The following is a 24,929-nucleotide window of genomic DNA, read 5'->3' as shown; positions in this document are numbered from 1 at the left end:
ACCCGGAGTCAGTCCTCGTCGGAAATCTTTCTTGCCTCCACGGTAATCGGCAAAGCGGTATCCCGCGGAAGGTCGGGCAAGACTAACCGCCAGCCGTTCTTCAGCGTCACAGCCCCACCCCACAAGTGTTCGTTGTCGACCTTGATGATCGGCTCTTCGAGATCCTTTTTGGGAATATATGCCGACAAGCCAGCACCGGTCCTGCGGATCATTACCCTCATCGGGTCGTTCCTTCGTCAAAACCAGCATCGATTTCGGCAGTGCAAGAAATCCCAGCCGTCTCAAGGCTCATGAGTTCACGCGCACGCATGCCGACGATGGTGCCGCGATCGATCCATTCGACCGCATAGATGTAGAATTGCTGGAGAAAGGTGCCGATGTCGCGCACATAGCCCTCGTCGCCTTTGCGCACCAGGTTTTCGCCGATCTCCTTGCCAGGATAGGTGCCGTCATTTTTTATGTGGCGTGTGGCGCGGACCCGCTCACCCGGCATGAATCGCGGGGGTGTACGGATTTCGATGTCCTGTTCGCGTCCGAGGCTCATGGCCGTTCCTTTCTCTCGGCTGCAGCTTTCCAACAGGAGGTCGATGGTCCTTCGGAGGCCTGACCCGGTCGGTAGCCGAAATGGAGGGTCAGGCGGGGACGCAAGTCTTCGACACCGGACATACCGAGGCGCATTGCTGCGTTTCGAAGGCCCCCTCGCATTCGGTGCACTTTTTTGGATCGATCACGTAGCTCTCGCCCTTGAACTTGATCGCGCCGGAAGGGCATTCGAACTCGCAGGAGCCGCACTGGGTACATTGGGACGCGATGATCTTATAGGCCATTTTCAACTCCGGTCGGTTTGAATGAGACGGCTCAGGCCGTCGCAGCCAGTGGCTCACCCCCAAACTCGGCTGCGTAAAGCGCGCCGATGGCGGTCTCGATGTAGTCATACCCGTAAGCATCCGTTGCTCGGATACCGCCCTCCTTGAGTCGATCCTCGGGGCAATTTCCAATTCTCGCGCACAGCACGATGTCTACGCCTTCGAGCGTAGAAATGACGCCGTCGAGGCTCGTGTCCTCGGCCCGGCCGCCGAGGCAATACTGCTCGACCTTGCGATGACCGACGAAGCTGATCCCTTTCGGCGAGGCCTCGTAAACCTGGAATTCCTTCGCATGGCCGAAATGCTCGTTGATGCGGCCGCCACCTTTGGTCGCTACCGCGACCAGAAGCGACTTGCCGGAGCCCGCGGTCTTGACCATCCCGAGCGCCTCGCTCTTGGCCGCCATGCGATCGCCCCGCTCGCGCGCGACCACCGTCCGATAGGCCTCGCGCTTGCTGGCGTCGTAGGTGACCTTGTCGGGAAGCCGGTCGAGCGTGAATTCCTGGCCACGATCCTCGCCCAGCATGCCGACAGCATCGGCCCGGCACTGCCGGCAGTGGCGCATGAGCTTGGCGCCGCCTTCGAGACGATCCTGAAGGGTCTTCAGCTCCATTGCCGTGGGGCCGCACTGCCCGCTCAAGCCGTAGTGCGTACCGTGTACCGGGTCAGAAATCAGCGGCATGACATTGTGCAGGAATGCGCCGCGCTCCTTGACCCATTTATTCACCTCGATTAGGTGCTCGTCATTAACGCCGGGGATCATGACCGAATTGATCTTGGTGAGGATGCCGCGCGCCGTCAGCATCTCCAGCCCCGACATCTGTCGTTCGTGCAGGATCGTGGCTGCCTCGACGCCGGCATAACGGCGGTGATCATAAAAGATCCATGGGTAGATCTTGGCACCGATCTGCGGGTCGACCATGTTGATGGTGATCGTCACGTGATCGACATTCATTTCGGCAAGCTCGGCGACGTGGTCTGGAAGCGCGAGGCCGTTGGTGGAGATGCACAGCTTGATGTCGGGGATTTCCTTGGCGACCAGTTCAATTGTCGCCTTCGTCTTCTTCCAGTCGTAACAGGCATCGCCCGGTCCGGCGATGCCAAGTACGGAAAGCTGCGGCACTTCGTTGGCGACCTCGATCACCTTGCGCAGCGCCTGGTCGGGCGTCAGCCTCTCCGAGACGACCCCGGGCCGGCTTTCGTTGGCGCAGTCATATTTGCGATTGCAGTAGTTGCACTGGATATTGCAGGCCGGCGCGACCGCCACGTGCATGCGCGCGAAATAGTGGTGCGCTTCCTCTGAAAAGCAGGGATGATCTTTGATCTTCTCCCAGACAGCTGTGTCCATCTCGTGCGGCTTTGCGGAGGAGCCGCAGGATGAAGATGCGCAGCCAGCGGACCTCGCTCTGGCCGGCAACTGATCGAAGGATGTCGTGCCGGAAAGGCCCTTCAGCGAAATCATCGGTGCGGACATTGAAGGGCTCCGTGCGTAGTGGACTCCGCACGTCCGAGCGCAAGAGATATGCCAACTCCAAAAGCGGGTTTTGTCCGTCAATGTTGGCTTTACGTCCGCCTTTGTGCCCCACTGTGTCCGTTTCGCTGCGACACGGTTGTGTCAGGTCCCCGACGACGGACAAAAACGTGGTCGCGAAACGTACCCGTGTTTGTCTCAGTTTCGCCTATTGCGGGGAGCAGCCGTGCCCCCAAATGTGGTGCATCAATGACGTTTAGAACTTCTTCACGCCGATACGATGCCTGCGCAAAGCATAGCCGACCTGCCGCGGCGTGAGACCGAGGAAACGAGCCGCCTTGGCCTGAACCCAGCCGGCTTTTTCCATAGCCTCGATTAGTCGGTCACGTTCCGTCAGACGCGGGTTCATTGCAGGGCAGGCGGGATGGTTGGGGTCGCAGGTCTTGCCGGGCGATGCCTCATTGTGGGAAGCGCCGCCTCGCATGGCAGGCAGCGGTGACCCAACCGGCATCATATTGCCACGTGCGAACTCGTCGACGGCATAGCCGCCTTGCGAACCGCCGACTCCTTTCCACAGAAGAGAAGAAAGGCACTGGCTGTTCTGGCAGGCAAAATCCGCCGGACTTATTGTCTTTGAGCGCGCAAGTGTGGCCGTCCGTCGCACACAATTCTCCAACTCACGCACGTTGCCAGGGAAATAGCATTGCGAGATCAGGTCAAGCGCCGACGGCGTGAAGGCAAGATCGCGATGGTTCTCCTTGTTGAATCGGTCGAGGAGAGATTTCGCAAGGCGCGGAATATCGCCCGGGCGTTCTCTGAGGGGAGGCAGGACTATTGGCACCACGTTGATGCGGTAATAGAGGTCGGCTCTGAACTCTCCATTCCGGACAGCCGTCTCGAGGTCCTTGTTGGTGGCGCATATGAGCCGCACGTCAACCTTTAGGGTCCTGGTGCCACCCACTCGCTCCAGTTCTCCTTCCTGCAAGACGCGCAACAGCTTGGCTTGAAAGGCAGGCGAAATCTCGCCGATTTCATCAAGCAGCAGGGTTCCGCCATTAGCCAATTCGAACCGGCCGGCGCGCTGCAGGATAGCCCCGGTGAAGGCGCCCTTCTCGTGGCCAAAGAGCTCCGATTCCAAAACGCTTTCGGGCAGTGCGGCGCAGTTCAATTTGACGAAGGATTTCTCCCTCCTGTGCGAAAGCTTATGGATGGCCTGTGCAAAGAACTCCTTTCCGGTACCGCTTTCGCCTCGCAGAAGCACGGTGGAATTGGTCCTGGCCACGACCGAGACGATCTCGAGCACTTGCTTGAGCGCGGGACTTTCTCCGATGATTCCGTCGATCTTGACATGCCGATGCCGGGCCGGATGGGTCCCGTCCTCGTCGAGCGACTGCTCTGGTCTCGGTTGCTTTTCGATAAGTGACTGACGAGCCGTGCTCAAAGTGCGATGGAGGCGGATGGTCCGAGCGACCAGATTGGCGACCATGGCCAGGAAGCGTAGGTCCTCCTCGCAGCCGAACATGGTAGTATCGTTCTTGACGCGGTCAATCGATAGTGTCCCGAAGATCCTTTCCTCAGCCTTTAGCGGGACACCGATAAAGGCAGTTGCGATCGTACCGCTGCTGGATTGAGGATCAGCCTGGAATAGCTCTGACGTGCTTGTGTCTTGTATGACAATCGGCACTCCAGTAGCGACGATTTTGTCTATTACGGCCTGGGGTACGACGCTGCCGGCGCCTGATTGAGTGACAGTGCCGCCGCTGGTTGCGCTAATCTGCGGCTGTCCTTCAGCGCCCAGGACGACGATTGCACCATGACGAATATGCATAAACGAGGAGAGGACATTCGCGACATTGGTAAGCGTAATCTCCAGCCGGGCCGGGGCAGTCAGAACCTTCGATATCTCGTAGATTCCCCCGAGCAAGCTGTCCGCGCCGCGCACCGCTTCGACCGCAGGTTCAGGCGGAGTGTGTCGTGATCCAATTTCACCGACCTGATCTGGAGGCATGTGAGCCATGCGAACACCTCAAGCGTTGTCTAAGGTGGTCCCTCCCGCGCCCTTTTTGTATTTTGCGTTCGAGAAACATAGTCGGTAATTGCGACCAATATTGACGGTCTTGACCGCAATTTGCGAACCTCTCGTTCTCGCACTTTGCGCCAGTCATCCGAACTTGAAGAGAACGCCGAAGCCGCCGCGCGGGTAATTCCACACGATCTCACCGCTGGCCTCGCAAAGCACGCGACACGTGCCGCATTCCATGCAGCCGTCGAAAGTGGTCTCCACCTGGCCCTTGTCGTTCTCCTCATAGCACTTGGCCGGGCAGATGTATGTCAGCGCCAGCAGGTTCGCGCTCGGCCTCTCGTGCGGTTGCACTTTGATATGCGGGCGGCCCGGATCGACTAGATAGCGATTCTGATAAAGCTTCTCCTCGACGCGTAACTTCGTCACAGCGATCGTCATCCTGTTTCTCCTTCAGCGCCATGCGAGTGCCAGGCGGACCACATCGCTGATCAGCCCCCAGCGCGAACGCGCCTTGATGAAGGCAGCAGTGGTCGCCTTTTCCTTCTCGATTTTCGGAGTGCCGTCGACGCGCATGAAATTCTGCGCGGCCTGCGACATCAACTGCGGGTAAGTCATGAAGAAATTTCGGGAGTTGGTGTGTATCAGGGCCGGCATGTCCTTATATTTCCGCAGGTCTTTGACTACGAAGGACTTGTCCAGCATGGTCTTGTAGAGGGCCAGGTTCTTCCTGATCATCGGCTGGTTGCGGCCCTTGATCTCAATGATCGCCTCGCCCGCGATGCGACCGGAAGTCATGGCAAGGTTCGAACCCTCGCGGTGAATAGCGTTGTTCAGTTGGGCGGCATCGCCGACCGCGACCCAACCGTCGCCGAAGAGCTGCGGAATTGCCTTGTAGCCACCTTCGGGAATGAGATGCGCGGAATACTCCTTGACTTCAGAGCCCGCGATGAGCGGCCGGATCGAAGGATGGTTTTTAAAAGCATCGAGGAGGACGTATGGGCTCTCCATTGTCTTGGCGAAATCGGAGACGAGGCAGCCGATGCCCAGAGAGATCGACTCCTTATTGGTGTAGAGGAACGCAAGTCCAGCCATGCTGCGGGAGATCGTGCCCGCCGCTTCGATCACGCAGCCTTCGTCCCCTTGGAGGCCGAATCGCTGCTCAATGACCTCATCGGGTAGGAAATGCATCTCCTTGACAGCGAGCGCCACGCTTTGTGGCTTCAGCATCTTGCGCAGGCCGGCCCGTGTACCGAGCAGTCCGTTGACACCTTCTGCGAGCACGACGACGTCCGCGTAGATCGGCCCGCCAGCCCGGTCGGTGCGCACGCCGATCACCTTACCTTTGGCATTGCGGACTAGGTCGGTCACTGTCGTCTCGCACAGAACCGTCGCGCCGGCCTCGCGCACCTTGCGCGAAAACCACTTGTCGAACTGGGCGCGGATGATTGTGTAGCGATTAGGCTTCGCCTCGTTGAAATCATCCGATCGATACTGCATCCCGGTGTGGGAGGTGTCGTCCATCACCCAAAGTCGCTGCTCGACCAGATGCCGCTCGAGAGGCGCATCATTCCGGAAATCCGGGATGATTTGCTCCAACATGTCTGCGTACATGATGGCGCCCTGGACATTCTTGGAGCCCGGATACTCGCCGCGCTCCAATTGCAGCACCGTCAGGCCCTGTCTTGCCATAGTGTAGGCGGCCGCGTTTCCGGACATACCGGCGCCGACGACGATGGCGTCGAATTCTTCTTCGATCATGGCCGTCTCCCTTAGCTCGCAAGCTTGTCGTGGCTGTGCGGCGACAGCCGCCGGGTGAAAGCTTCCGTCAATGCCGGCAGGAAACGGATCGCATCGGTGACGATGCCGAGGTGGGCAAAGTCGAAGATCGGGGCGTTCGGGTCGGTGTTGATGGCTACGATCAAATCAGCCCCCTCCACGCCAACCCGATGCTGGATAGCGCCCGAAATCCCGGCCGCAATGTAAAGCTTTGGCCGGATGGTCTTGCCCGTTTGGCCAATCTGCCGATCGGCCGGCATCCAGCCCTTCTGGACCAGCGGGCGCGAACAGCCATATTCGGCGCCGATTGCGCGCGCTAAATTCGTCACAAGCTGTAAATTCTCCGCTGAGCCGAGGCCGAGGCCTCCGGCAACCACGATGTCAGCGTAGGCGAGATTTGCCTTTGCCGATTGGCGATCGAGCTTGAAGCCAAGGACTTTGGTAATGATCTCTTCCTCGGTCATCGACAGCTTGTGACGGATGACACGCCCAACCGGCTTATCCGTTCGCGGTGGCATGGCCATGACCCTCGGTCGTACGGTGGCCATCTGCGGCCGGTAGTTGAGCGTATAGATCGTGCATAGCAAGGAACCGCCGAAAGTCGGACGGGTCGCGGCGAGCGAACCGTCGACATCCACATCGAGTTCGGTACAGTCGGCAGTGAGCCCTGTCAGCAAGGTCGTTGCTACTGAGCCGGCGAGATCCCTGCCGAGCGTGGTCGCACCGAGAAGCAGAATTTCCGGTTTGTGCGTATTGACCAGATCCGTCATCGCCTTGGTGAAAGGCTCGTTGCGATAGTCAGCAAGCAGCGGTGCCTCGACGAGGTAGACAAGGTCGGCCCCGTAAGCGAAGGCCTCGGCAACGGCATGCTGGGTGGCCTCACCCGGCGGTCCGAGCACGATTCCCGCAAGCTGAATGCCAAGCTTGTCGGCGAGCTTGCGGCCTTTGCCAAGCAGTTCGAAGGAGACGGGATGGACCTCGCTGCGTTCCAGTTCGATGAAAACCCAGACATGCCGATAGTCCCTAAAGTGCTCAGGCAATTCCTTCTTGATTCCGGCACGGCCGGCGGACGGAGGAGCTTCGCGTTTCGCCTTCAACATCTCTCTCCTTGCCGTCCCGTCACTGGCCGCCGTCGAAGGCGAGTTCGTGTTCCAGCGCTGGCTGGCGGGTGAAGATTGCGGCAATCAGTTCGTCAGCGACGCCATGCTGCGTCTTGTCGGTCATGTCGATCTGCGTCGCCTTTTCCGCCCGCGTGGTAGGGGCGAAAACGCGCTTGACGACCGTCGGCGAGCCGTGCAGGCCGCATTTGGTGAGGTCCTCAATGCCAGCTTCGGCCGCGCTCCACTTCACGATCTGGCTGCGTGCGGCGCGCATGGCGTCGTCGAGCGAGCCCCTGCGGATTTCGTTGGTGCCTTCCAGCATTGTGATGAGGCAAGGCAGCCGGCTTTTCAGCGTCTGCGTACCGCCTTCCGAACGGCGCTTGACGGTGATCTCGCGCGCGTCGAGATCGATAGAGGCGATCTTCGGCACATAGGTGAACTGCAGGAGGCCGAGGCGCTTGGCGATGCCGGGCCCGACTTGGGCGGTATCGCCGTCAATCGTCTGCTTGCCCGCGAAGACGATGTCCGGCGCGCCGAAGGTCTCGCCAATTCTCACAATTGCCCGAGAAAGCGCAAAGGACGTCGCCAGCGTGTCGGAGCCGGCAAAGCAGCGGTCGGTCAAGAGTACCGCGCGGTCAGCGCCATAGGTGAGCGCCTTGCGCAGCGCATCTTCTGCCATCGGCGGACCCATGGTAAGCACGGTGACCTCGCCGCCATGGGCGCCGCGCAATCTCAGTGCCTCTTCGAGGGCGAACAGGTCGTAAGGGTTGATGATGGTTGGCACGCCCTGGCGCATGATCGTGTTCGTCACCGGGTGGACACGTATCTGCGCGGAATCCGGCACCTGCTTGATACAGACTACAATGTGCATTGCTTCCCTCTCGGCTCTAGTCCGCAAGCCGCCCTGGCGTTCATCTCCTAAGCAGCATCATTCGTGCCAACCGTTCTGCGCTGCTCTGTCCTCCTTGAGATCGGGTCGTTTTGTTCCGAAGGTGCCGTCGTGATGACCGGTTTTGTCGGCTTTTCGTCATTGTCGCGTCGCAACTTTGTCGCGCTCATTCTGTCCCGAAACGCCTCAGGATCGCATCGAACGGTACAAAGGCGCGGTCCCGAGTGGCGGGCTTGTCCGGATCGTGCTCTTTGAGCACCTTGAAGACCCGTTGCGTGAGTGGCGAGGATGTCGCGAAATCCTCATAAGCGCGTTCCAACGTCGCACGCGCCCGCGCGGCGATCACCCCGTCGGGAAGACCGGCGAAATCCTCTTCAGCGAGGTACTGGCCCATGCGCTTCATGATATGGAGCCGCGATACATTGAGCACCTTCGAATCATAAGAGATGCCAAGGACCTCGAAGAACTCCTCCGCAGCCGACAGGCTCTTCAGCCGGGCGAGGATGTCGGTGACATCGATGGCACGGCTTTCAGCAAAACAGCTGCGCATTGCATTTTCCTTGGCCGGAGACGGCGGTCGGGGTTGCGTCGTCGCTGGTGAAGACCGGGACAGGTCACGCAGCTTCTTAACGATCCCGGGCATGACCTCGAGCACCCGGTCGACATCCTCCTCGCCGTTGTTGCGCGAAAAGGAGAAACGGATTGCGCCGTGTGCCGCGCTATCGGGGATATTCATCGCCACCAAGACATGGCTCGGCTCCAGCGAGCCGGAGGCGCATGCAGAGCCAGAGGAGCAGGCGATGCCCTCGCGATTGAGGAAATGCAGTATGCCCTCACCTTCGATGTGTCCAAAGGCGATATTTGCAGTGTTCGACAACCGCGCTCGTAAATCGCCGGCCACGAAGGCGTCTGGGATGTGCTGGAGAAGTTCTTTCTCGAGGCGGTCTCGCAATGCCTTTACCCGTGTGTTCGCGTCGTCCATGAACTTCAAGGCAAGATCGGCTGCCACGCCGAGGCCGACGATGCCTGGCGTATTCTGCGTGCCCGCGCGGCGGTTGCCCTCCTGGCGTCCCCCTTTGATCAGCGGACAGAAGCGCACGCCGCGCTTTACATAAAGTGCCCCGACCCCTTTCGGTCCGTGTAATTTGTGACCGGAGAGAGACAGCATATCGATTGCGGTCGATTTCAAGTCGATCGCAAGCTTGCCGACCGCCTGCACCGCGTCGGTATGGAAAAGGGCGCCGACGTCCTTGGCCAACTCAGCAAGCTCGACCACCGGGAAGATCGTTCCGGTCTCGTTGTTCGCCGACATGATCGAGACGATCGCCACGCGCGGGGTGAGGGCGGCCTTATAGGTGTCGAGGTCGAGCCGGCCGTGACGATCCACCGGAATCCTATGCACCTTGATGCCGCGCGTCTTCTCAAGGTGGGCACAAAGCGTCAGCACGGCCGAATGCTCGACTGCGGAAGTCACGATCTCAGTGCGCTCAGGCATCACCCCGAGCGCCGAAAGGAACGCCGTGTTGTCGCTTTCCGTCCCGCCGGAGGTGAAGGTGATCTCGTCGTCGAACTCCGCGCCGATCAGCGTTTGCACCTGCAGGCGCGCCTTTCTCACCGCCGCCCCGGCGGAAACACCAAAATCGTGGCTCGACGAAGGATTGCCGAATTGCTCGGTAAAAAACGGCAGCATTGCTTGAACGACTTCAGGATCGACCCGTGTCGTTGCGTTGTTGTCCAGATAAACAGGCCTCATGGATGTGATCCTTCTCCTGAGGGCAATTACGCAAAGCGCACGCCCTGACTGTCATGATGATGGCTAACCGAAGGAGTTGCCGCGGCCATATTCGGCCCGCGGTTCTTGGGGTCGACGCGGCCACTCGCCTCGACTTAGTGCGCCAGCCCTGCACCGGCCTGGGAAGGCCCGGTCTTTAGGCCACGGCGTTTTCGGTCCGCTGGGCGTGGACTGTTTCTCCTTCAGGCCGGGACGCATCCTCGAACAGCTACGCATGGACCGTGCCAAACAAGGAGATCATTTCGAAACAATAAGGTGGCTCCAACACTGCTATGTCGCATGTCCGACATCGGCGGGCATTGTTCGACGGTGAACGCCGTTGGATTGGGCGTGAATTCCGCTTCGCGTGAGGAGCAATCCTGTCGGGCTGTTCGCCAAGGATGCCCCGCGCGACCGATGCATCCTGCCGGTTTGTCGAGCACGCGACGCGGCGCTGTCCGCCCCCGTCGCCTGCTGAAATCTCGTTGTCATTGAAGAATATGCAGAAAATTCTTCTGGGCTGTCTGAGCCTTTGGCACGGCCATTGCGATTCTCCCCTCGTAAGGCAGCGCGTGCCCGTGGCCGATATTCATCTCGCTGGTGACATCGCGGTCGATGGAACGAAGGAAAGAAAGCAACATGTCAGGTCCAGATCGGCCACCCGCGTTCCGGGCGATGTTTTCGTCCTCACTCAGATCTTCCATTTCAGGTTACTTGAGACCGGGCGTCCTCGTGCGCTCGTTCAAAGCCAGGCGTCGTTTTCACATCGGTCTGCGCGGCGCCGCCTTTCGCGACGTTTTCGCCTTCACCGTGCGCCACTGCAGCAGGCAGCCGATCCGGCTCGCGATCATTATGATCGCGGTGCTTGGCGCAACGCTCCTTGACGTTCTGACGCCGCTCTATTCCGGACGGCTGGTAGACGCGGTCGCCCAAGGAGCGGCAGCCGACGCGATCGTGTGGGATGCGGCACTTGCGGCCTTTTCGATTTTGATTGCGCTCGCACTCGGCGCCGTCGTCATGCGCAACATCGCCTTCATTGCCATCAATGACTTCATTCTGAAGATGATGTCGGACATCGCCAGCGACGCGTTCCATCGTGTCCAGCGCTTTTCGGCCGATTGGCATGCGAAAACCTTCGCCGGCTCGACGGTGCGCAAGATCACGCGCGGCATATGGGCGCTCTGCCTCTTCAATGACACGATCCTTTTCGCGTTGTTCCCTTCGCTCATTATGCTCGTAGGCTCGAGCATTCTGCTCGGCTGGTACTGGCCGATGATGGGGCTGATCGTCGCCTGCGGCTCTGTTGGCTATGTGGCGCTGATCGTTGCGCTGTCGCTCGGCTACGTAGCGCCAGCGGCAAGCCTTGCCAATAATTGGGATACGAAGCTTGGCGGCTCGCTTGCCGACGCGATCAGCTGTAACGCGGTGGTCAAAGGCTTCGGCGCCGAGGTGCGGGAAGATCATCGCCTCGCGAAAGTCATCTCCAAGTGGCGGCACCGCACTCGCCGGACGTGGGTGCGCGGCACGATCAGTGCTGCATTCCAGGGCATCATGCTTCTTGCGATGAGAGCGGCTTTGATCGGCTATGCCTTATTTTTGTGGGCGCGCGGCCAGGCTACCCCCGGCGACATCGCCTTTGTGCTCGCGTCTTTCACCATCCTGTATGGCTACTTGCGTGATGTTTCCAGACACGTGCGCAACATCCAGCAAGCTGTAAATGAGATGGAGGAACTGGTCAAAACCTGTAGCCAGCCGCCCGACGTGGCGGATGTTCCGGGCGCCAACGCGATCCGGATCACGAAGGGTCACATCGATTTTGAGAGCGTCCATTTCCACTACGGCAATCATTGGTCACCGTTCTACAGCGACTTGTCGATTTCGATTGAGGCCGGCGAACGGATCGGTCTGGTCGGCCCCTCTGGCTCCGGCAAGACCACCTTCGTCAAGCTCATTCAGCGGCTCTACGACCTAGATGCTGGACGAATCTTGATCGATGGGCAGGACATTTCGCGGGTGACGCAGGGCTCGCTGCGCTCGCAGATCGCGATCGTGCAGCAGGAGCCTCTCCTGTTCCACCGCTCGCTGGCCGAGAACATAGCCTATGGACGGCCGGGTGCTTCTCGGTCCGACGTTGAGCAGGCGGCGCGGCTCGCCAGCGCGCATGACTTCATCGCGCGTCTGCCGAACGGCTACGGTACGCTGGTCGGCGAACGCGGCGTGAAGCTTTCAGGCGGCGAGCGCCAGCGTGTGGCGATAGCGCGCGCCTTCCTCGCCGATGCCCCGATCCTGATTCTGGACGAGGCGACATCGAGCCTCGACTCGGAATCGGAGGTGCTGATCCAGAACGCGATGGAGCGCCTCATGGTCGGGCGCACCACGCTCGTCATTGCGCACCGGCTCTCCACGGTGCGCGAACTCGACCGGCTGCTTGTCTTCGACCGTGGTTGCATCACCGAGCAGGGCGACCATGCCGCACTGATCCGTCGCGACGGCATCTATCGCCGCCTGTTCGAGCGGCAGGTCTTGGAGCAGACAAAGGGCTGGAATGAGACTGTGCAGCGCGGTTGAAGGCGGCGTGACTTCAACTTGCCTCCCCAGCAATCCTGTCGGACCGTTCTTGAAAGGCGGCCGCCACTGTCGTTGGATCTTTCGATCCCACGACACGCCTGGGGCCGACCTTTCTCCTGCCGCGCTCTCGAGTAAACCGATGACTGGAATGCAGACAATTTTTTATGAGCTTCTCCCTGCGTTCCCGTCGCGGAGGTCGAGACTTACTCCTGAGGCGGCAGACGAGCGATCACTTAGATTCCCGTTGATGCCATCAATGGAGAGAAGAAAAGCAACGCGCGGGGTCCCCGCTGCACACGCGTTCTCTGGAATTGGGTGTCGCCAAAATCGACGCCCCCCAGCAATCGTTCACCGCCTGCGTCGACATCGGGCACAAGATCTTGAATGTCGGCTGCGACCCACCGAACTTATGCCGAACTCGAGACGTTCTGGAAAATCGCCGAGGCCGGCACGCCGGCGATGCGGTCGCGGCCATCGAAGCGCGTCCCGAGATGGCGCGAGCGTAAGAAACCCGGCTTGCGAGGAAGGGAACATGTCAGAGTTGGAGATGAAGAAGCTCCGCAAGCTGCAGGCGCGCGCCCGAGACGCCAAGATGGACTTGCACGACCTTGCCGAGGACCTGGCGGTCAACTGGACCGAGATCGAGGCGGTGGCCAGGAAAGCCTTCGAGATTTTTGCCGAGTTGGATGCCGCAAAGGAACAACTCGCGGCGTTGGAGAATTCACAATGACGAACGTCACCCGCGACGGCTCTCCCTGGACGCCGCACTATCTGACGGCGATCGATGGCGCGACCTGCATCGGTTGCGGCCGCTGCTTCAAGGTCTGCTCGCGCGAGGTCATGCACCTTCATGGCGTCGATGACGCGGGCGAAATACTCGGCATCTGCGCGGGCGAGGATGACGACTTCGACGGCGAGCTCAACCGCATGGTCATGGTTGTCGACCAAGCCGGCCGCTGCATTGGCTGCGGCGCCTGCGGCCGCGTCTGCCCGAAGAACTGCCAGACCCACCTTACGGCTGACAAGCTTGCTGCATGAGCTGGGGACACGACCAGGAGAACGGCGCCACAGTCGCCGATCACCGTGGTTGTTTCAGCACCAGCCAATGGCCGCCGACAGGCTTGGGGGCGGCGTTCGACCGGCATGCGCTTGCCTGTGTTGCCTACCTCGCGTTCGAGGAGGTCGAGGCAGGCAAGGCGACCGCGACCGAAGCAACCGGCCTTTCGCGTGCCGACCTGCGAGATGTCATGACACGCTATTTCCCGACTGTGCCCGTCAACGCCTTGGCGCTGGAAAAGCTGGCCGATCCTGAGCCGGATGTGGAGGAAGAGCTTCTGCGCGGCCTGCTCATTGGGCATGCCAGGCCGGGCGATCCGGCGAGCACCCTCTTCGCCAAGATCATCGCCAGGCGTAGTTTGCGCAATGACCATCTGTGGCAGGACCTTGGCCTTTTCAATCGGGCCGAACTCAGCCGCTTGATCGCCAGGCATTTCCCGGCGCTGGCGGCCGGGAACACCGAAAATATGAAATGGAAGAAATATTTCTATCGTAAGCTATGCGAGGCAGAAGGCTTTTCGCTATGCACCGCGCCCAGTTGTCAGGAATGCCGCGATTTCGAAAGCTGTTTTGGCCCGGAGGAAGGCGAAAGCCACTTGGCACGGATCAAGAACGGGTTCGCTTTGGATTAAGAGCCGCCTTCGTCGCCGCCTCCGCCTGGGCTTGATTGGCATCGAAGCCGCACGCGCTTCTCCCGGCGACGTCGCGCGGAGGATGGGATGTTCAGCGCCTCACGATATTTCGCAACGGTGCGGCGAGCAATGTCGATCCCGGTGTCCTTGAGCCGGGTGGCGATGTCGTCGTCAGAAAGCACTTCGTCGGACGATTCCGCGGCAACCATCGTCTTGATTTGATGGCGGACAGCTTCGGCGGAGTACGCGTCGCCGCTTTCGCAGGAGCCGATCGCGACGGTGAAAAAATACTTCAGTTCGAACACGCCGCGCGGGGTCAGCATGTACTTGTTGGACGTCACCCGGCTTACCGTCGATTGGTGCACGTTGATCGCATCCGCGACAGTCTTGAGATTGAGAGGCCGCAGGTGGGCGACCCCATGTTCAAAAAAGGCGTCCTGCTGGCGGATGATTTCAGCCGTTACCTTGAGGATCGTCTTGGCGCGCTGATCAAGGCTGCGGATTAGCCAGTTCGCTTTTTGGAGGCATTCGTTGAGAAATGACTGGTCTTTGGAATTTTGGGCGCTAAGGCGGGAGACTTCGGCAAAATAGTTCTGGTTCATCAGCAGCCTGGGCAGCGTGTCTGGATTGAGTTCGATTTGCCACCCACCTCCGGGCGAGGGCAGGACCAAGACGTCTGCTATGATCGATTGAGGCCCCCCGGATTGGAATCGGTTTCCAGGCTTGGGATCGAGCGCGCGGATTTCGTGCAACATGTCGAGAAGGTCGTCTTCATCAACACCACAGTGGCGCTTCAATGTTTGAAAATCGCGTCGCGCTAGCGCTTCAAGATTGGCGACCAGCGCTGCCATCGCCGGGTCGAACCTGTCTAGCTGCCGCAATTGTATCTCAAGGCATTCGCTGAGAGTTCGCGCAAAAATCCCCGGTGGATCGAACTGCTGCAAAGTTCCGAGAACCCGTTCCACGTCAGCCTCCCGGACATTCAGGCTGCTGGCCAGTTCCGAAAGGTTCACCTGAATATATCCGGTGTCTTCCAGATGACCGGCAAGCTCGCCAGCTATTCGCCGCTCCAGCGGCGCAAATGCGCTGAGAGCGATCTGACGAGCGACATGGTCGTGCAGTGTTTCGGTGGAGGCGCAGTAGTTTTCGAGAGCATTGTTTCCCCCGGGTGCGACATTGTTTTTGCCGCGGATTGATTTCCACTGCGAGGCCCGATCCGATACTCCGCCCATCGTTGGCCCGATGTGCGGGGTTCCGGCCGAAATCGAAGGAATGTCCTTCGGCGCCTGGTCTGATGCCCGTTCCAGAAAGGGGTTCTTCTCGATTTCCTGATCGACGAACTGATGCAGTTCGGGATGCGCCAGTTGCAACAGGCGAATGGACTCCATCATTTGCGGCGTCAAAACCAACGATTGCTTCTGACGCTGAAGCAGGCTTGCTGAGGACTGCATGGTTAGCGTGAAACTCCTACCGAGCGACCCTTGGCCTTGTGCAATGGGATTTTCGAGACGTAGGTCATGCAGCCGTCTCGGCTTTGGCGGCTTTCAGCGTTTCAAGAATGTTCTGGGGGGAGGAGACGCAATAGGGGTCGGTCTCGCAGTTGTCAGAAAAACCTTCCTCCTCGAACCACCGCTCCACCAAGCCATTGTTGATCAGAGCGGCGTAGCGCCAGGAGCGCATACCGAAGCCGAGATTATCCTTGGCGACCAGCATGCCCATCTTGCGCGTGAACTCGCCTGAGCCGTCCGGAAGGAGCTCGACCTTCTGCAGCCCCAAGGCCTTCCCCCACGCATTCATGACGAAGGCATCGTTGACGGAGACGCAGTAGATCGCTTCAATTCCCAGCTTCTCAAATTCGTCATAGAGCTCTTCGAAGTTGGGCAGCTGGTAGGTCGAGCAGGTCGGGGTGAAGGCGCCTGGCAGCGAGAACAGTATGACGCGCTTGCCGACAAAGTAGTCGTCGGATGTCTTTTCTTCCCAACGGTATGGATTTGGCCCTTGGACTGAAACATCGCGAACACGCGTTAGAAAGGTGACGAAAGGAACCTTTTTTTTGACGGTCATCAATGTTGCTCCTGGAGTAAAAATTGAGGCGCTGCTTTTTCGCTTGAAACTGCATCGGTTTCGGCCGAGCGCCGCGCGTTTGAGTGTCGGCCTTGGATCAGCCGTGGCAAAACCGCTCGCGAGCACGGGCGGCTGAAGAAAACGAGGTCTCTATTTGCGGCGGCAACGAGAACGGTTTCACTACGCTCTTGTACGGGGTGTCGCGATGTCAGCAATGGTCTTACTCCTGGCCACCTTGTGATGGGTTCTGCCGAGTAAGACGCAAGCGCCATGCCATTCGATTTTAAGGCCGGGGTCACACTGGTTTTTGCAGCGACACTCTTTGCCTTGAGCGGCCAGGACCGTACCTTCGCCAGGACCGAATGCCCCCACGATCACCTGATCGTGAGCTCTGGCTAGAGCGCAGCCCCTTTATACGCTCAAGCCTCAAACCTTTTTTGTCCGTAGCTGGACAAAAATGTCGGAATTCGGACAGGGGGGCCTCGGCGCGGAGAACAGGTGGCTCAAATTAGAACCGGAGAAATCTGGGGCTGATCACAGGAGTCGATCGGGGTTAACCCGACGAGGGTCCCTGTGGCCTTCGTTCTCAGGTTTGAGACGGCTGACGGGGCTTACGCGTTTCGCCCTGTCGACGCTCTCCGATCGTGTCCCGCGGGTGGTGTGGCTGGCGGCATTGGTCGCCGTGCTCTCCCGGCAAGGGCCGGGCTGGTCAGCGCGCCACGGCTGGCAGGCTGATCAGGGGATCATCGCTCATCTGGCTGATCGTTTCCAGGGTCATATATCTGGCCCGCTGCACTGCCCATTCATCGTTCTGTTCGAGCAGGATTGCGCCGACGAGGCGCGCTGATCGCATCGTCATTTGGGAAGATTCCGACGACCTCGGTGCGCCGCTTGATCTCGCCGTTGAGACGCTCGAACGGATGCGTCGAGTGCGGCTTCATAACCGCCGAGCTACACCACCTGATGGGACACGCCCCGCTCTCCACAAAGCTTCGAAATTGACAATGATTACAAAAAACCCAACACGTCCATTGGCAAGGTCCCATGTGCATCTTCCTGAACGGCGCCCGCGTGATGCGGGCACGGTCCCGAGGTGACGGGAAACCGCCGTGCACTCGCGGAGCATTTTGAATCTGCCGCGACTTTGCTGTCGGCTTTGTCATGTCCGCGACACGGCTGTGCTCCGCCAAGCTTGCGGCTGCGCATTCGTTCAAGCCTTGAAGATATGTAGAAATCTCCTGCAGGGCTCTTTCCGCGCCGCTGGCACGACTTTTGAAGCTCTCTCGTGAGACGGCGGCAGCTACCGCGTAGCGTTCATGTTGTGGGTGACATCGCGATCAATGCAGCCAAGGAACACAACATGTCGGGTCCGCGTCGAGCGGCTCCAAGGCACTGCCTGTGAAAGCCCGACCGGCGTGACTGGCGTGGACACCCGCAGTTCGCCTGGCAACGGCCAACGGCCATCGATCGAAGAGGAGATGAGATTCGACCCGCATGTTTGCTCACGCCCTTATGGCGTGCGCTCGTGGAAACGAGGAAAGTGATGTCGACGGGCACCGCCTCTCGCGTGCCGTGCTACGGACATCCTGAAGAGATGACTGGCCTGAATCCGTTGTGGAGAAGAGCTTATTTCCGGCTCGCCGGTCGAAGCTGGAAAATGCCGCGTCTCCGACTAATTGCTCGTCGCTCTTTGGCGGGGCAGGCAGCGGTCTGGCCAAGAGGGTTGCAAGCTAGCCGGATGGCCAAGATGCCATGCCGCGCGGCCTTAGTTAGGGATTAGACGGCAGGAGAAATCCAATGGCGATCAACCCGGTTCCAGATCATGTCCCGCCCGAAATGGTGAGGGACTTCAGCCTGTTCACGTCGCCAGGCATGCCACCAACGCCCAACGGGGATCCACACGCAGCGGTCGCTTGCGCACATGACGGGCCTCCGATCTTCTATTCCCCCTACAACACGCAAGATGGCCGGGGTACCTGGGTCATCACCCGCGCCGCAGACCAGCGTAAGGTGCTCCAGGACGCTGATACCTTCTCCAGCCATCGCAGCATCTTCTCCTCCATACTGGGCGAAACCTGGCCGACGATCCCGCTTGAGCTCGATCCACCGGCCCATGGCGTCTTTCGCTCGCTACTTAGTCCGCTGCTTTCGCCCAAGCGTGTGACGGCACTGGAACCTGCTGTCCGTGAGCTAGCGAGCGCCCTGATCGACGGGATCACCGCATCAGGCACCAGCTGCGACGTTATGAAGGATTTTGCCTTTCCGTTCACTGTCGGCATCTTCCTCCGCTTTCTGGGGTTGCCGGATCAGGGACTGGATACATTTGTCGGCTGGGCGAAAGATCTGCTCCACGGCGACGAAGTGGAACGACCTGTGGCTGCCCGCAAGATTGTGGCCTTCATCGATGAACTTGCAACCAATCGCCGCAAGGATCCGGCCGACGATCTCATGACATTCATCGTGCACGCACGGGTCGAGGGCCGCCGGCTAACCGAGGCGGAAATCCGTGGCATCGGCGTGCTTGTCTTCGTCGCGGGACTTGACACCGTGGCAGCAGCTATAGGCTTTGACCTGGCTTATCTAGCGCGCAACCTCAAGGATCAGGAACTGCTGCGCAGCGAACCAGATCGCATCCTGCTCGCAACCGAAGAATTGCTGCGGGCCTATCCGCCCATTCAGTTGATCCGCGTGGCTACGAAAGATGTCGACTTCGAAGGCGCGCCGATCCGAAAGGGGGACTACGTTTCCTGCGCCACGATGATTGCAAATCGCGACCCGGAAGAATTTGAATCCCCCAACACGGTCGATCTGGCGCGAGAGCACAACCGCCACGCCGCCTTTGGCTATGGTCCCCACCGTTGCCTTGGCTCACATCTTGCCCGGCGCGAGATTGTCATTGGCCTGGAGGAGTGGCTGGCGCGCCTTCCGACCTTCCGGATCAAGGAAGGTACAGCGCCCATCACCTGTGGCGGCCATGTGTTCGGAATCGAAAATCTGATCCTGGACTGGTCATGACCATGGCCGTCCCGAGCCATGGCAAGACAATGGAGGTCAGCGCTATGCGCATTATCGTCCACAATGCCAAATGCCAGGGTCACGCGCGATGCTCGGCGCAAGCGCCAAGCATTTTCACGCTTGATGATGAGGGATACGTCCTGCCTGGCGATATCAATGTGGCGCAAGGGGACGAACTGCTCGCGTCACGCGCCGTGCGATCCTGCCCCGAACGTGCGCTAGAACTCGACCGCACAACCGCCGCGCGGTTCGATCCGGGCACCATTCAACCAAAAGCTGGCGAAGCTTAGGTGGAATCGACGAGACGTGGCCTCACACCCTCCAGCAAGGCGTCCGGCCGCTTCCCTGCCTACATTCTCTCCGGCGTCAGACCTCCATGACACGCGCGACACATGAAGTTGCCTCCTTTCTGGCTCTTCAATTGCCGATCGGATCGTCCTTGCACGGCCCCTAGAGACACAAACGCCCCTCCCAATCTCAGAATTTGCGACAGAGCGATGGACCAGGCAAAAATCACCCGACTGCACGACCGCGAGGCGATCCGCGACTGCCTTTATCGGTACTGCCGCGGCATGGACCGCGCGGATGCGGCTGCGCTGCGCAGTGCGTATTGGCCCGATGCGCATGACAGTCACGGCGCCTATTGTGGCCCAGCCGGGGGCTTCATTGAGTTTGCAGTTGATGTCTTCAAGACTGGACCGCGCTTAATCCACCAGATCACGAACGTATTGATCGAATTCATCGATCCGGCGGAGGCCGTGGTCGAAAGCTATTTCACCGCGCTGCAACGCGGACCAGATAACGACGGAGAAGTACGCCAGGTACTGCTCTGCGGCCGTTACTGCGATCTGTTTCAGAAGAGGGAAGGGGTTTGGCGCATTGCCGAACGGACCGTGGTTTACGATTGGGTCGAAGAGCAGACCCCAGCAGCGGTCCCCGAAGCAGAACGGTTCGGCTTGCGGCAACCGATCGGAACAGCCCATCCCAATGATCCGGTTTACGCGCTCAGGAAGCGCCGCAGCTTGTCATCAAAATGAAAATGCAATGCATGTCACCACAATGCTTTCCAAGGCTCCCAACTGGAGAAACGCATCGCGGGAGCGGTCCCGGAACCCAGTCGTCTATCAGGTGGTCGGAGAGCGCGGCCACCAATCCAAGCAGCGTATGGAACGAGTTTTGCGTGGCTAGTTTGGAAAAATTCGAGCGTTACCCGCTCACCTTTGGACCCACACCCATCGAGAAGCTCGACCGGCTGGGCTAAGCATCTGGGCGGTAACGTGGAGATCTATGCCAAACGCGAGGACTGCAACTCCGGTGTGACGTTCGGCGGAAACGAACTCCGCAAGCTCGAATACCGTCATGAATGGCTTCAGGCCTCAAGCAACAGGTGGCCGCAATCCATTGAATCGAGCCTGCTCAGGCCGGGCGCGAATTGCTCCTCGGCCGGCGCCTGCCACGTCAGACAATCGACTGGATTGTAGCTAAGGAGCCAAAGAGTCAAAGTGAATGGAGACCATTACGTTTGCTCAACAGGAGATCCTCATCGGCCTTCGTAGGATACAACCCGCCGATGAGGATGCCTTGTTCCCTTCCGAAATTGCTGCCCTGGGGGGAGCTGTTGCGAAGGTCCGTCGCCGAAGTGGTTCCGCCAGGATCATCGCTCGAACGCTGCTTGGCGAACTGGGGTTTTCGCCAAAGCCCATCCTGAAGACCCGGCTTGGTGTTCCGATCTGGCCAGATGGCGTGATTGGATCTTTAGCCCATCACGACACGGTGGCCGCCGCCGCCGTCGCAGACAGGAAACATATTGCTGCACTCGGTATCGATATTGAACCAAATGAGCCTCTTCCGGACGGTCTGATCGATTTGATCGCAACGCCCAAAGAGCGAAGCATGTACGGCCTGCGCCTGCTTCGGCGGCGGGACCTTTTCGTCCTTAAGGAGGCGGTTTACAAAGCGTATTGCCCAACGCACAATGAAATACTCGAATTTCAAGACGTTGAAATCGACATTGGCGCCGGATCGGGTGCCGTTCCCAAGGCAAATTGTTCCTTCTCAGTTAAACTCGTTCCATCAACGAATGTCCTGGGTTTGGCCTATCTGAGCGCTCGTGCGTCGTCTGAAAGTGGCCTCCGTTCAAGCGATTTTGTGTAAAGTTCGCGAGACTACCGGTCCCCCCGGCGGGACCTGCGGGAATGAAGCCCTTCGATGGCCAGTCTGCTCTCTCAAGAGCCTCACCTGTGAGCCTCGAACCACCCGATCGGGCGATACCACAGACGTGCGCCACAAAAACCGACGTCCGGTTTCCGTCGAATCGAAGGCGTCCTCCCGAAAGCACCAAACCCCACCATTCCACAGTAACGTTTTAGGCGTGTCTCCCATCACGGGCATCGGCGGCCGGCGGTCTTATCCAAGCCGTCAACAACTCCCCGCACACGGGTGAGCGCTTTCGTTCTTCCGCGCTTTCAACCAAGCTTTGCACCGTTTGTGGCACGCTGATTGCTACGAGACACCAGCATCCGCAGGACTATGGCGGTCCTCGGCCGCGCCGCCCAACACAGACACACAAAGCTTGTTCAACTTATGCCATTCACTGCCATAGATACTGCACTCCTTGGTGCGGTTCCGCCAAAACACTTCGCGTCCATCGAGACGCCGCTGTCGTTCGCCGCGCAAGGCTACCAGCTCAACTCAATCCGCATTCAGCACGGAACTTCCGAGCAGCTTCTGACCGGTGGGGTAGGCCGGACGGGGCGCCTTCGATGGAAGCAGTTCATGCGCTTCGATGGATTGGCGGAGGGATGAAAATGGTACGTCGACCTCCTCCGATGCGCACAGATGCTGGCGAGCCAAGCGGGTATGGTAGACTGCAAGCTACAACGCGGCCAATTTGTTCTAGCGTTATTGTCGGCGGCGGCACGCTGGCGATCAGCTGTGCGCAGCTGGCTATGGAGATGGGCCACGATATTCGCGCGGTGCTATGTGCCGATGCGACATTCGCCAACTGGACGGATCGCGCCAATCTCCCATGCCTGTCAAGCGTGGAAGAGCTGTCGAGCTTCCTCAAGACCGAGCCGGTGAAGTGGCTCTTTTCCGTTGCCAATCCGTTCATCTTGCCGGCCGATGTGTTGGGACGGATCAGTCAAGGTGCTTTCAACTATCATGATGGTCCCTTGCCGCTCTACGCCGGAACTCACGCGACGTCTTGGGCGCTGCTGGCCCAAGAGAGCGAGCATGCCATCACCTGGCATTGCATCAATGATGGGCTTAATCCAGGTGATATAGCGGTTCAGCGCAAAGTGCTGGTTGCGCCTAGCGAAACGGCGCTGACCCTGAACCTCAAATGTCATGAAGCCGCCGTCGAGGGCTTCCGCGAGCTGCTGGGTGGCTTGGCGGGGGGCAAGCTCACTACCCGTCCACAGGCGCGGGAATACAGAAGCTATTTTCCCAGGCGCCAGCGGCCAGATGCGGCGGGTATTCTGCGCTGGGATCGATCCGCGCAAGATCTGTCGGCGATGGCGCGAGCCTTGGATTTTGGGCCGCATCATTCCAATTCATTGTGTTTGTGCAAGGCCCTGGTAGCGGAAGAGGTTGTCGCCGTCAGGCGCTTGGACGTGCTGCCTCGCCGCTCGGGCTTTGAGGCAGGTCGCCTGCTTGAAATCCATCCGAGCCATTGGCGTGTGGCGACGGCTACGCACGATGTAGAGGTCTGGTTTGGCAGTTTGGACGGTGAGCCGCTGGAGGCACAAGCACTCGCCAGCCGCAATGATCTGGCTGAAGGCGATGCCCTTCCTGTCCTCAGCGACGATCAGGCGCGACGCCTGACAGCCATCCACGAAGAAATAGCGCCTTCGGAGGCTTTTTGGGGACGACGGCTTGAGCAGTTCAAAACTGTGCAGCTGCCTTACCTGTCGTCCGGCACAGCAAATGCGCCGCCGGCCTGGCAGTCGAGTTCCTGGCAAGTGTCGAATGCCGTGGCGGAGCTTCCCCCTGCCGATGGGGTGGAATACCTGCTTACGGCATGGCTGATCTATCTGGCCCTCGTTTCGGGCCAGATAGATCTTCAACTGGGATGGAGGCCAGCGCCGAAACCGGCGCGAGCCAGGGTGAAGGCGGCGGGGGCAGTTATCGCTTCCGCCGTGCCAATGGAAGTCACCCTCGATCTCGCATGGGACTTCAAGCAAACACGCAAGGCAGTCGCGGCCGAGATCGCTGATCTCAGCAAGCACGACAGCTTTGCGCGCGATCTTGTCGGTCGGTCTCCGCCATTGCGCCATATCGAGGCGCTGCGGTCGCAAAGGCCCTGGCCGGTTGGTGTGGCGATTGCGGGACAAAACAGTTCTGTCGGTCCCAACTCAGCTTCGACCGGCAGATTCGAGGCAGCGCTGCCGGGCGAGCTGGTGACATTCGAGGTTTGCGCCATCGACAGGCGCTTTCGGTGGCATTTCGATGCCAATCGATTGGCCCCGGAGCAGATCGATCGCATGACCCGGCATTTGGAGACCTTGTTGGCTGATGTGGTTGCCGATGCCGCGCAGCCGGTGGGCCGCATCGAGCTGCTGCCGCGCGAGGAGCGGACTTACCTTTTGGAGGAGCTGAACCGGACGGAAGCGGACTATCCGTCGCACAAGTGCATCCACGAGCTGTTCGAGGCGCAGGTGCGTCAGGGGCCCGACAGGGTGGCGCTGGTGCATGAGGCCGAAGCGCTGAGCTATGGCGAGCTCAATGCTCGCGCCAACCGGCTGGCGCATCATCTGATCGGGCTTGGGGTGAAGCCTGCCGATCGCATTGCGACACTACTGGACCGCTCCGTCACGCTTGTGGTGGCGCAGTTGGCCATTCTGAAGACGGGCGCGGTTTATGTGCCGATAGATCGCGCTGTTCCACTCGCGCGACAAGAATGGCTGATGGCTGATTGTGCTGCACGCCTGGTTCTTAGCGAGAGTAAGCGGGTTGATCTCGCCGAGGTGACGATCCCTGTTGTGCCTATTGAGCCGTTAGCGGCCGATACAGAACTGAGCACCGATCCTGGGCTGAGATTGAGCGCCGAAGATGCCGCTTACGTGATGTACACTTCCGGCTCGACCGGCCTTCCTAAGGGAGTTGTTGTTCCTCACCGTGCTGTCAACCGGCTCGCGATCAATAATGAATATCTGACAATCGATGCCGGCGACCGTGTAGCCTGGGCGGGCAATCCCGCCTTCGACGCCAGCACATTTGAAGTGTGGGCGCCGCTGCTTAACGGGGGCTGCGTGGTTGTAATGAATGCCACCACCGTCTTAGATGCATCGAGTTTTTCCAAGGCGCTCGAACGTCAGAAAGTGACATCTCTGTTTCTGACAACAGCGTTATTCAACCAGTATACGTCATCGATTGCCCCGACGTTATCACAACTTAAATACCTCCTTTGTGGAGGCGAGCGGAATGACCCCTCCGCCTTCCTAAGGTTGCTGAGAGAAGAAGGCCCTGTACGTCTCATTCACTGCTATGGTCCGACCGAGACGACGACATTTGCGGCTACCTATACTGTGGGTCCAATGCAGGAGAAGGCCCTAAATGTCCCGATCGGCCGCCCGATCGCGAACACGCGGGTCTATCTGCTGGATGCTCATGGCACGCCGGTTCCGTTCGGGGCGGTGGGCGAGCTCTATATCGGCGGGGCGGGCGTGGCGCGCGGCTATCTCAACCGGCCCGAGCT

Annotated in this window: 21 protein-coding genes and 3 pseudogenes; 10 read left to right on the top strand and 14 right to left on the bottom strand. The window is 59.6% G+C overall.

Translation table 11 applies throughout. The features are described from left to right. Positions 1 to 8: 8 nt before the first annotated feature. From nifT to nifS, 11 genes and pseudogenes are all read right to left on the bottom strand, one after another. On the bottom strand, positions 9 to 221 hold the full coding sequence (gene nifT, locus CK218_RS28570; RefSeq protein WP_067318665.1) for a putative nitrogen fixation protein NifT: 213 nt from the start codon (positions 219 to 221) through the stop codon (positions 9 to 11). Beyond that, complete coding sequence (locus tag CK218_RS28565) at positions 218 to 544, bottom strand: nitrogen fixation protein NifZ (protein ID WP_095809154.1); 327 nt, start codon at positions 542 to 544, stop codon at positions 218 to 220. The genes nifT and CK218_RS28565 overlap by 4 nt, the downstream gene beginning before the upstream one ends. An 88-nt stretch (positions 545 to 632) precedes the next feature. Beyond that, positions 633 to 827: a 4Fe-4S binding protein gene (locus CK218_RS28560; RefSeq protein ID WP_095779866.1), complete on the bottom strand. Its 195-nt coding sequence runs from the start codon at positions 825 to 827 to the stop codon at positions 633 to 635. 31 nt (positions 828 to 858) lie between these two features. Beyond that, complete coding sequence (gene nifB / locus CK218_RS28555; protein WP_095779865.1) at positions 859 to 2,340, bottom strand: nitrogenase cofactor biosynthesis protein NifB; 1,482 nt, start codon at positions 2,338 to 2,340, stop codon at positions 859 to 861. A 253-nt stretch (positions 2,341 to 2,593) separates the two neighbouring features. After that, positions 2,594 to 4,354 (bottom strand): nif-specific transcriptional activator NifA, encoded by a 1,761-nt coding sequence (nifA, locus tag CK218_RS28550; RefSeq protein WP_095779864.1) that lies wholly within the window; start codon positions 4,352 to 4,354, stop codon positions 2,594 to 2,596. 144 nt (positions 4,355 to 4,498) lie between these two features. After that, positions 4,499 to 4,798: a ferredoxin family protein gene (locus CK218_RS28545; RefSeq protein WP_095779863.1), complete on the bottom strand. Its 300-nt coding sequence runs from the start codon at positions 4,796 to 4,798 to the stop codon at positions 4,499 to 4,501. Positions 4,799 to 4,810: 12 nt separating this feature from the next. Then, on the bottom strand, positions 4,811 to 6,118 hold the full coding sequence (locus CK218_RS28540) for an FAD-dependent oxidoreductase (protein ID WP_095779862.1): 1,308 nt from the start codon (positions 6,116 to 6,118) through the stop codon (positions 4,811 to 4,813). A gap of 11 nt (positions 6,119 to 6,129) precedes the next feature. After that, positions 6,130 to 7,236: an electron transfer flavoprotein subunit alpha/FixB family protein gene (locus CK218_RS28535; RefSeq protein WP_095829667.1), complete on the bottom strand. Its 1,107-nt coding sequence runs from the start codon at positions 7,234 to 7,236 to the stop codon at positions 6,130 to 6,132. Positions 7,237 to 7,255: 19 nt separating this feature from the next. Beyond that, on the bottom strand, positions 7,256 to 8,107 hold the full coding sequence (locus CK218_RS28530; protein WP_095809156.1) for an electron transfer flavoprotein subunit beta/FixA family protein: 852 nt from the start codon (positions 8,105 to 8,107) through the stop codon (positions 7,256 to 7,258). A 184-nt stretch (positions 8,108 to 8,291) separates the two neighbouring features. Further along, positions 8,292 to 8,675, bottom strand: coding sequence for a nitrogenase stabilizing/protective protein NifW (gene nifW / locus CK218_RS31305; RefSeq protein WP_095779859.1), 384 nt, complete (start codon positions 8,673 to 8,675; stop codon positions 8,292 to 8,294). 51 nt (positions 8,676 to 8,726) lie between these two features. After that, positions 8,727 to 9,878, bottom strand: a pseudogene (nifS, locus tag CK218_RS28520) (cysteine desulfurase NifS); the annotation flags it as partial. Between the two features lie 693 nt (positions 9,879 to 10,571). Between nifS and CK218_RS28515 the strand changes: the two are divergent. The 4 genes from CK218_RS28515 (at position 10,572) to CK218_RS28500 (ending at position 14,152) form a co-directional block, all read left to right on the top strand. Beyond that, positions 10,572 to 12,464 (top strand): ABC transporter ATP-binding protein, encoded by a 1,893-nt coding sequence (locus tag CK218_RS28515; RefSeq protein WP_245435233.1) that lies wholly within the window; start codon positions 10,572 to 10,574, stop codon positions 12,462 to 12,464. Positions 12,465 to 12,996: 532 nt separating this feature from the next. Then, complete coding sequence (locus CK218_RS28510; RefSeq protein ID WP_095779857.1) at positions 12,997 to 13,194, top strand: CCE_0567 family metalloprotein; 198 nt, start codon at positions 12,997 to 12,999, stop codon at positions 13,192 to 13,194. Next, positions 13,191 to 13,502 carry a ferredoxin III, nif-specific gene (fdxB, locus tag CK218_RS28505; protein WP_095779856.1) on the top strand — a complete coding sequence of 104 codons (312 nt, stop codon included), beginning with the start codon at positions 13,191 to 13,193 and terminating at the stop codon, positions 13,500 to 13,502. Before CK218_RS28510 ends, fdxB begins: the two co-directional genes overlap by 4 nt. Next, complete coding sequence (locus CK218_RS28500; protein WP_095779855.1) at positions 13,499 to 14,152, top strand: nitrogen fixation protein NifQ; 654 nt, start codon at positions 13,499 to 13,501, stop codon at positions 14,150 to 14,152. Before fdxB ends, CK218_RS28500 begins: the two co-directional genes overlap by 4 nt. Here the strand turns inward: CK218_RS28500 and rpoN are convergent. The 3 genes and pseudogenes from rpoN to CK218_RS28485 form a co-directional block, all read right to left on the bottom strand. Then, on the bottom strand, positions 14,149 to 15,603 hold the full coding sequence (gene rpoN, locus CK218_RS28495; protein ID WP_095829665.1) for an RNA polymerase factor sigma-54: 1,455 nt from the start codon (positions 15,601 to 15,603) through the stop codon (positions 14,149 to 14,151). The two genes, CK218_RS28500 and rpoN, sit on opposite strands and share 4 nt — an antisense overlap. A 64-nt stretch (positions 15,604 to 15,667) precedes the next feature. Continuing rightward, complete coding sequence (locus tag CK218_RS28490) at positions 15,668 to 16,216, bottom strand: peroxiredoxin (protein ID WP_095779853.1); 549 nt, start codon at positions 16,214 to 16,216, stop codon at positions 15,668 to 15,670. 709 nt (positions 16,217 to 16,925) lie between these two features. Beyond that, a pseudogene (locus CK218_RS28485) lies at positions 16,926 to 17,148 on the bottom strand (transposase); the annotation flags it as partial. A gap of 865 nt (positions 17,149 to 18,013) precedes the next feature. Here CK218_RS28485 and CK218_RS28480 point away from each other — a divergent pair. The 6 genes and pseudogenes from CK218_RS28480 to CK218_RS28450 form a co-directional block, all read left to right on the top strand. Then, positions 18,014 to 19,231 carry a cytochrome P450 gene (locus CK218_RS28480; protein ID WP_095829664.1) on the top strand — a complete coding sequence of 406 codons (1,218 nt, stop codon included), beginning with the start codon at positions 18,014 to 18,016 and terminating at the stop codon, positions 19,229 to 19,231. A 44-nt stretch (positions 19,232 to 19,275) separates the two neighbouring features. Then, a complete protein-coding gene (locus CK218_RS28475; RefSeq protein ID WP_095779911.1) occupies positions 19,276 to 19,521 on the top strand; it encodes a ferredoxin in 246 nt (81 codons plus the stop codon). A 207-nt stretch (positions 19,522 to 19,728) separates the two neighbouring features. Continuing rightward, entirely contained in the window at positions 19,729 to 20,268 is a 540-nt protein-coding gene (locus tag CK218_RS28470; RefSeq protein ID WP_095779851.1) for a nuclear transport factor 2 family protein, read from the top strand. A gap of 143 nt (positions 20,269 to 20,411) precedes the next feature. Further along, a pseudogene (locus tag CK218_RS28465) lies at positions 20,412 to 20,586 on the top strand (aminocyclopropane-1-carboxylate deaminase/D-cysteine desulfhydrase family protein); the annotation flags it as partial. 151 nt (positions 20,587 to 20,737) lie between these two features. Then, positions 20,738 to 21,385, top strand: a complete 648-nt coding sequence (locus CK218_RS28460) for a 4'-phosphopantetheinyl transferase superfamily protein (protein WP_095829663.1) — start codon at positions 20,738 to 20,740, stop codon at positions 21,383 to 21,385. Between the two features lie 800 nt (positions 21,386 to 22,185). Then, positions 22,186 to 24,929: AMP-binding protein (locus tag CK218_RS28450; RefSeq protein ID WP_179294631.1), on the top strand; the 2,744-nt coding region annotated here is incomplete at its 3' end.

This window comes from Mesorhizobium sp. WSM3879 (assembly GCF_002294915.1).
In the GTDB taxonomy this organism is placed as follows: Bacteria; Pseudomonadota; Alphaproteobacteria; order Rhizobiales; family Rhizobiaceae; genus Mesorhizobium.
Note: the sequence above shows the minus strand (reverse complement) of the source record. Positions and strands in the feature narration are given on the sequence as shown.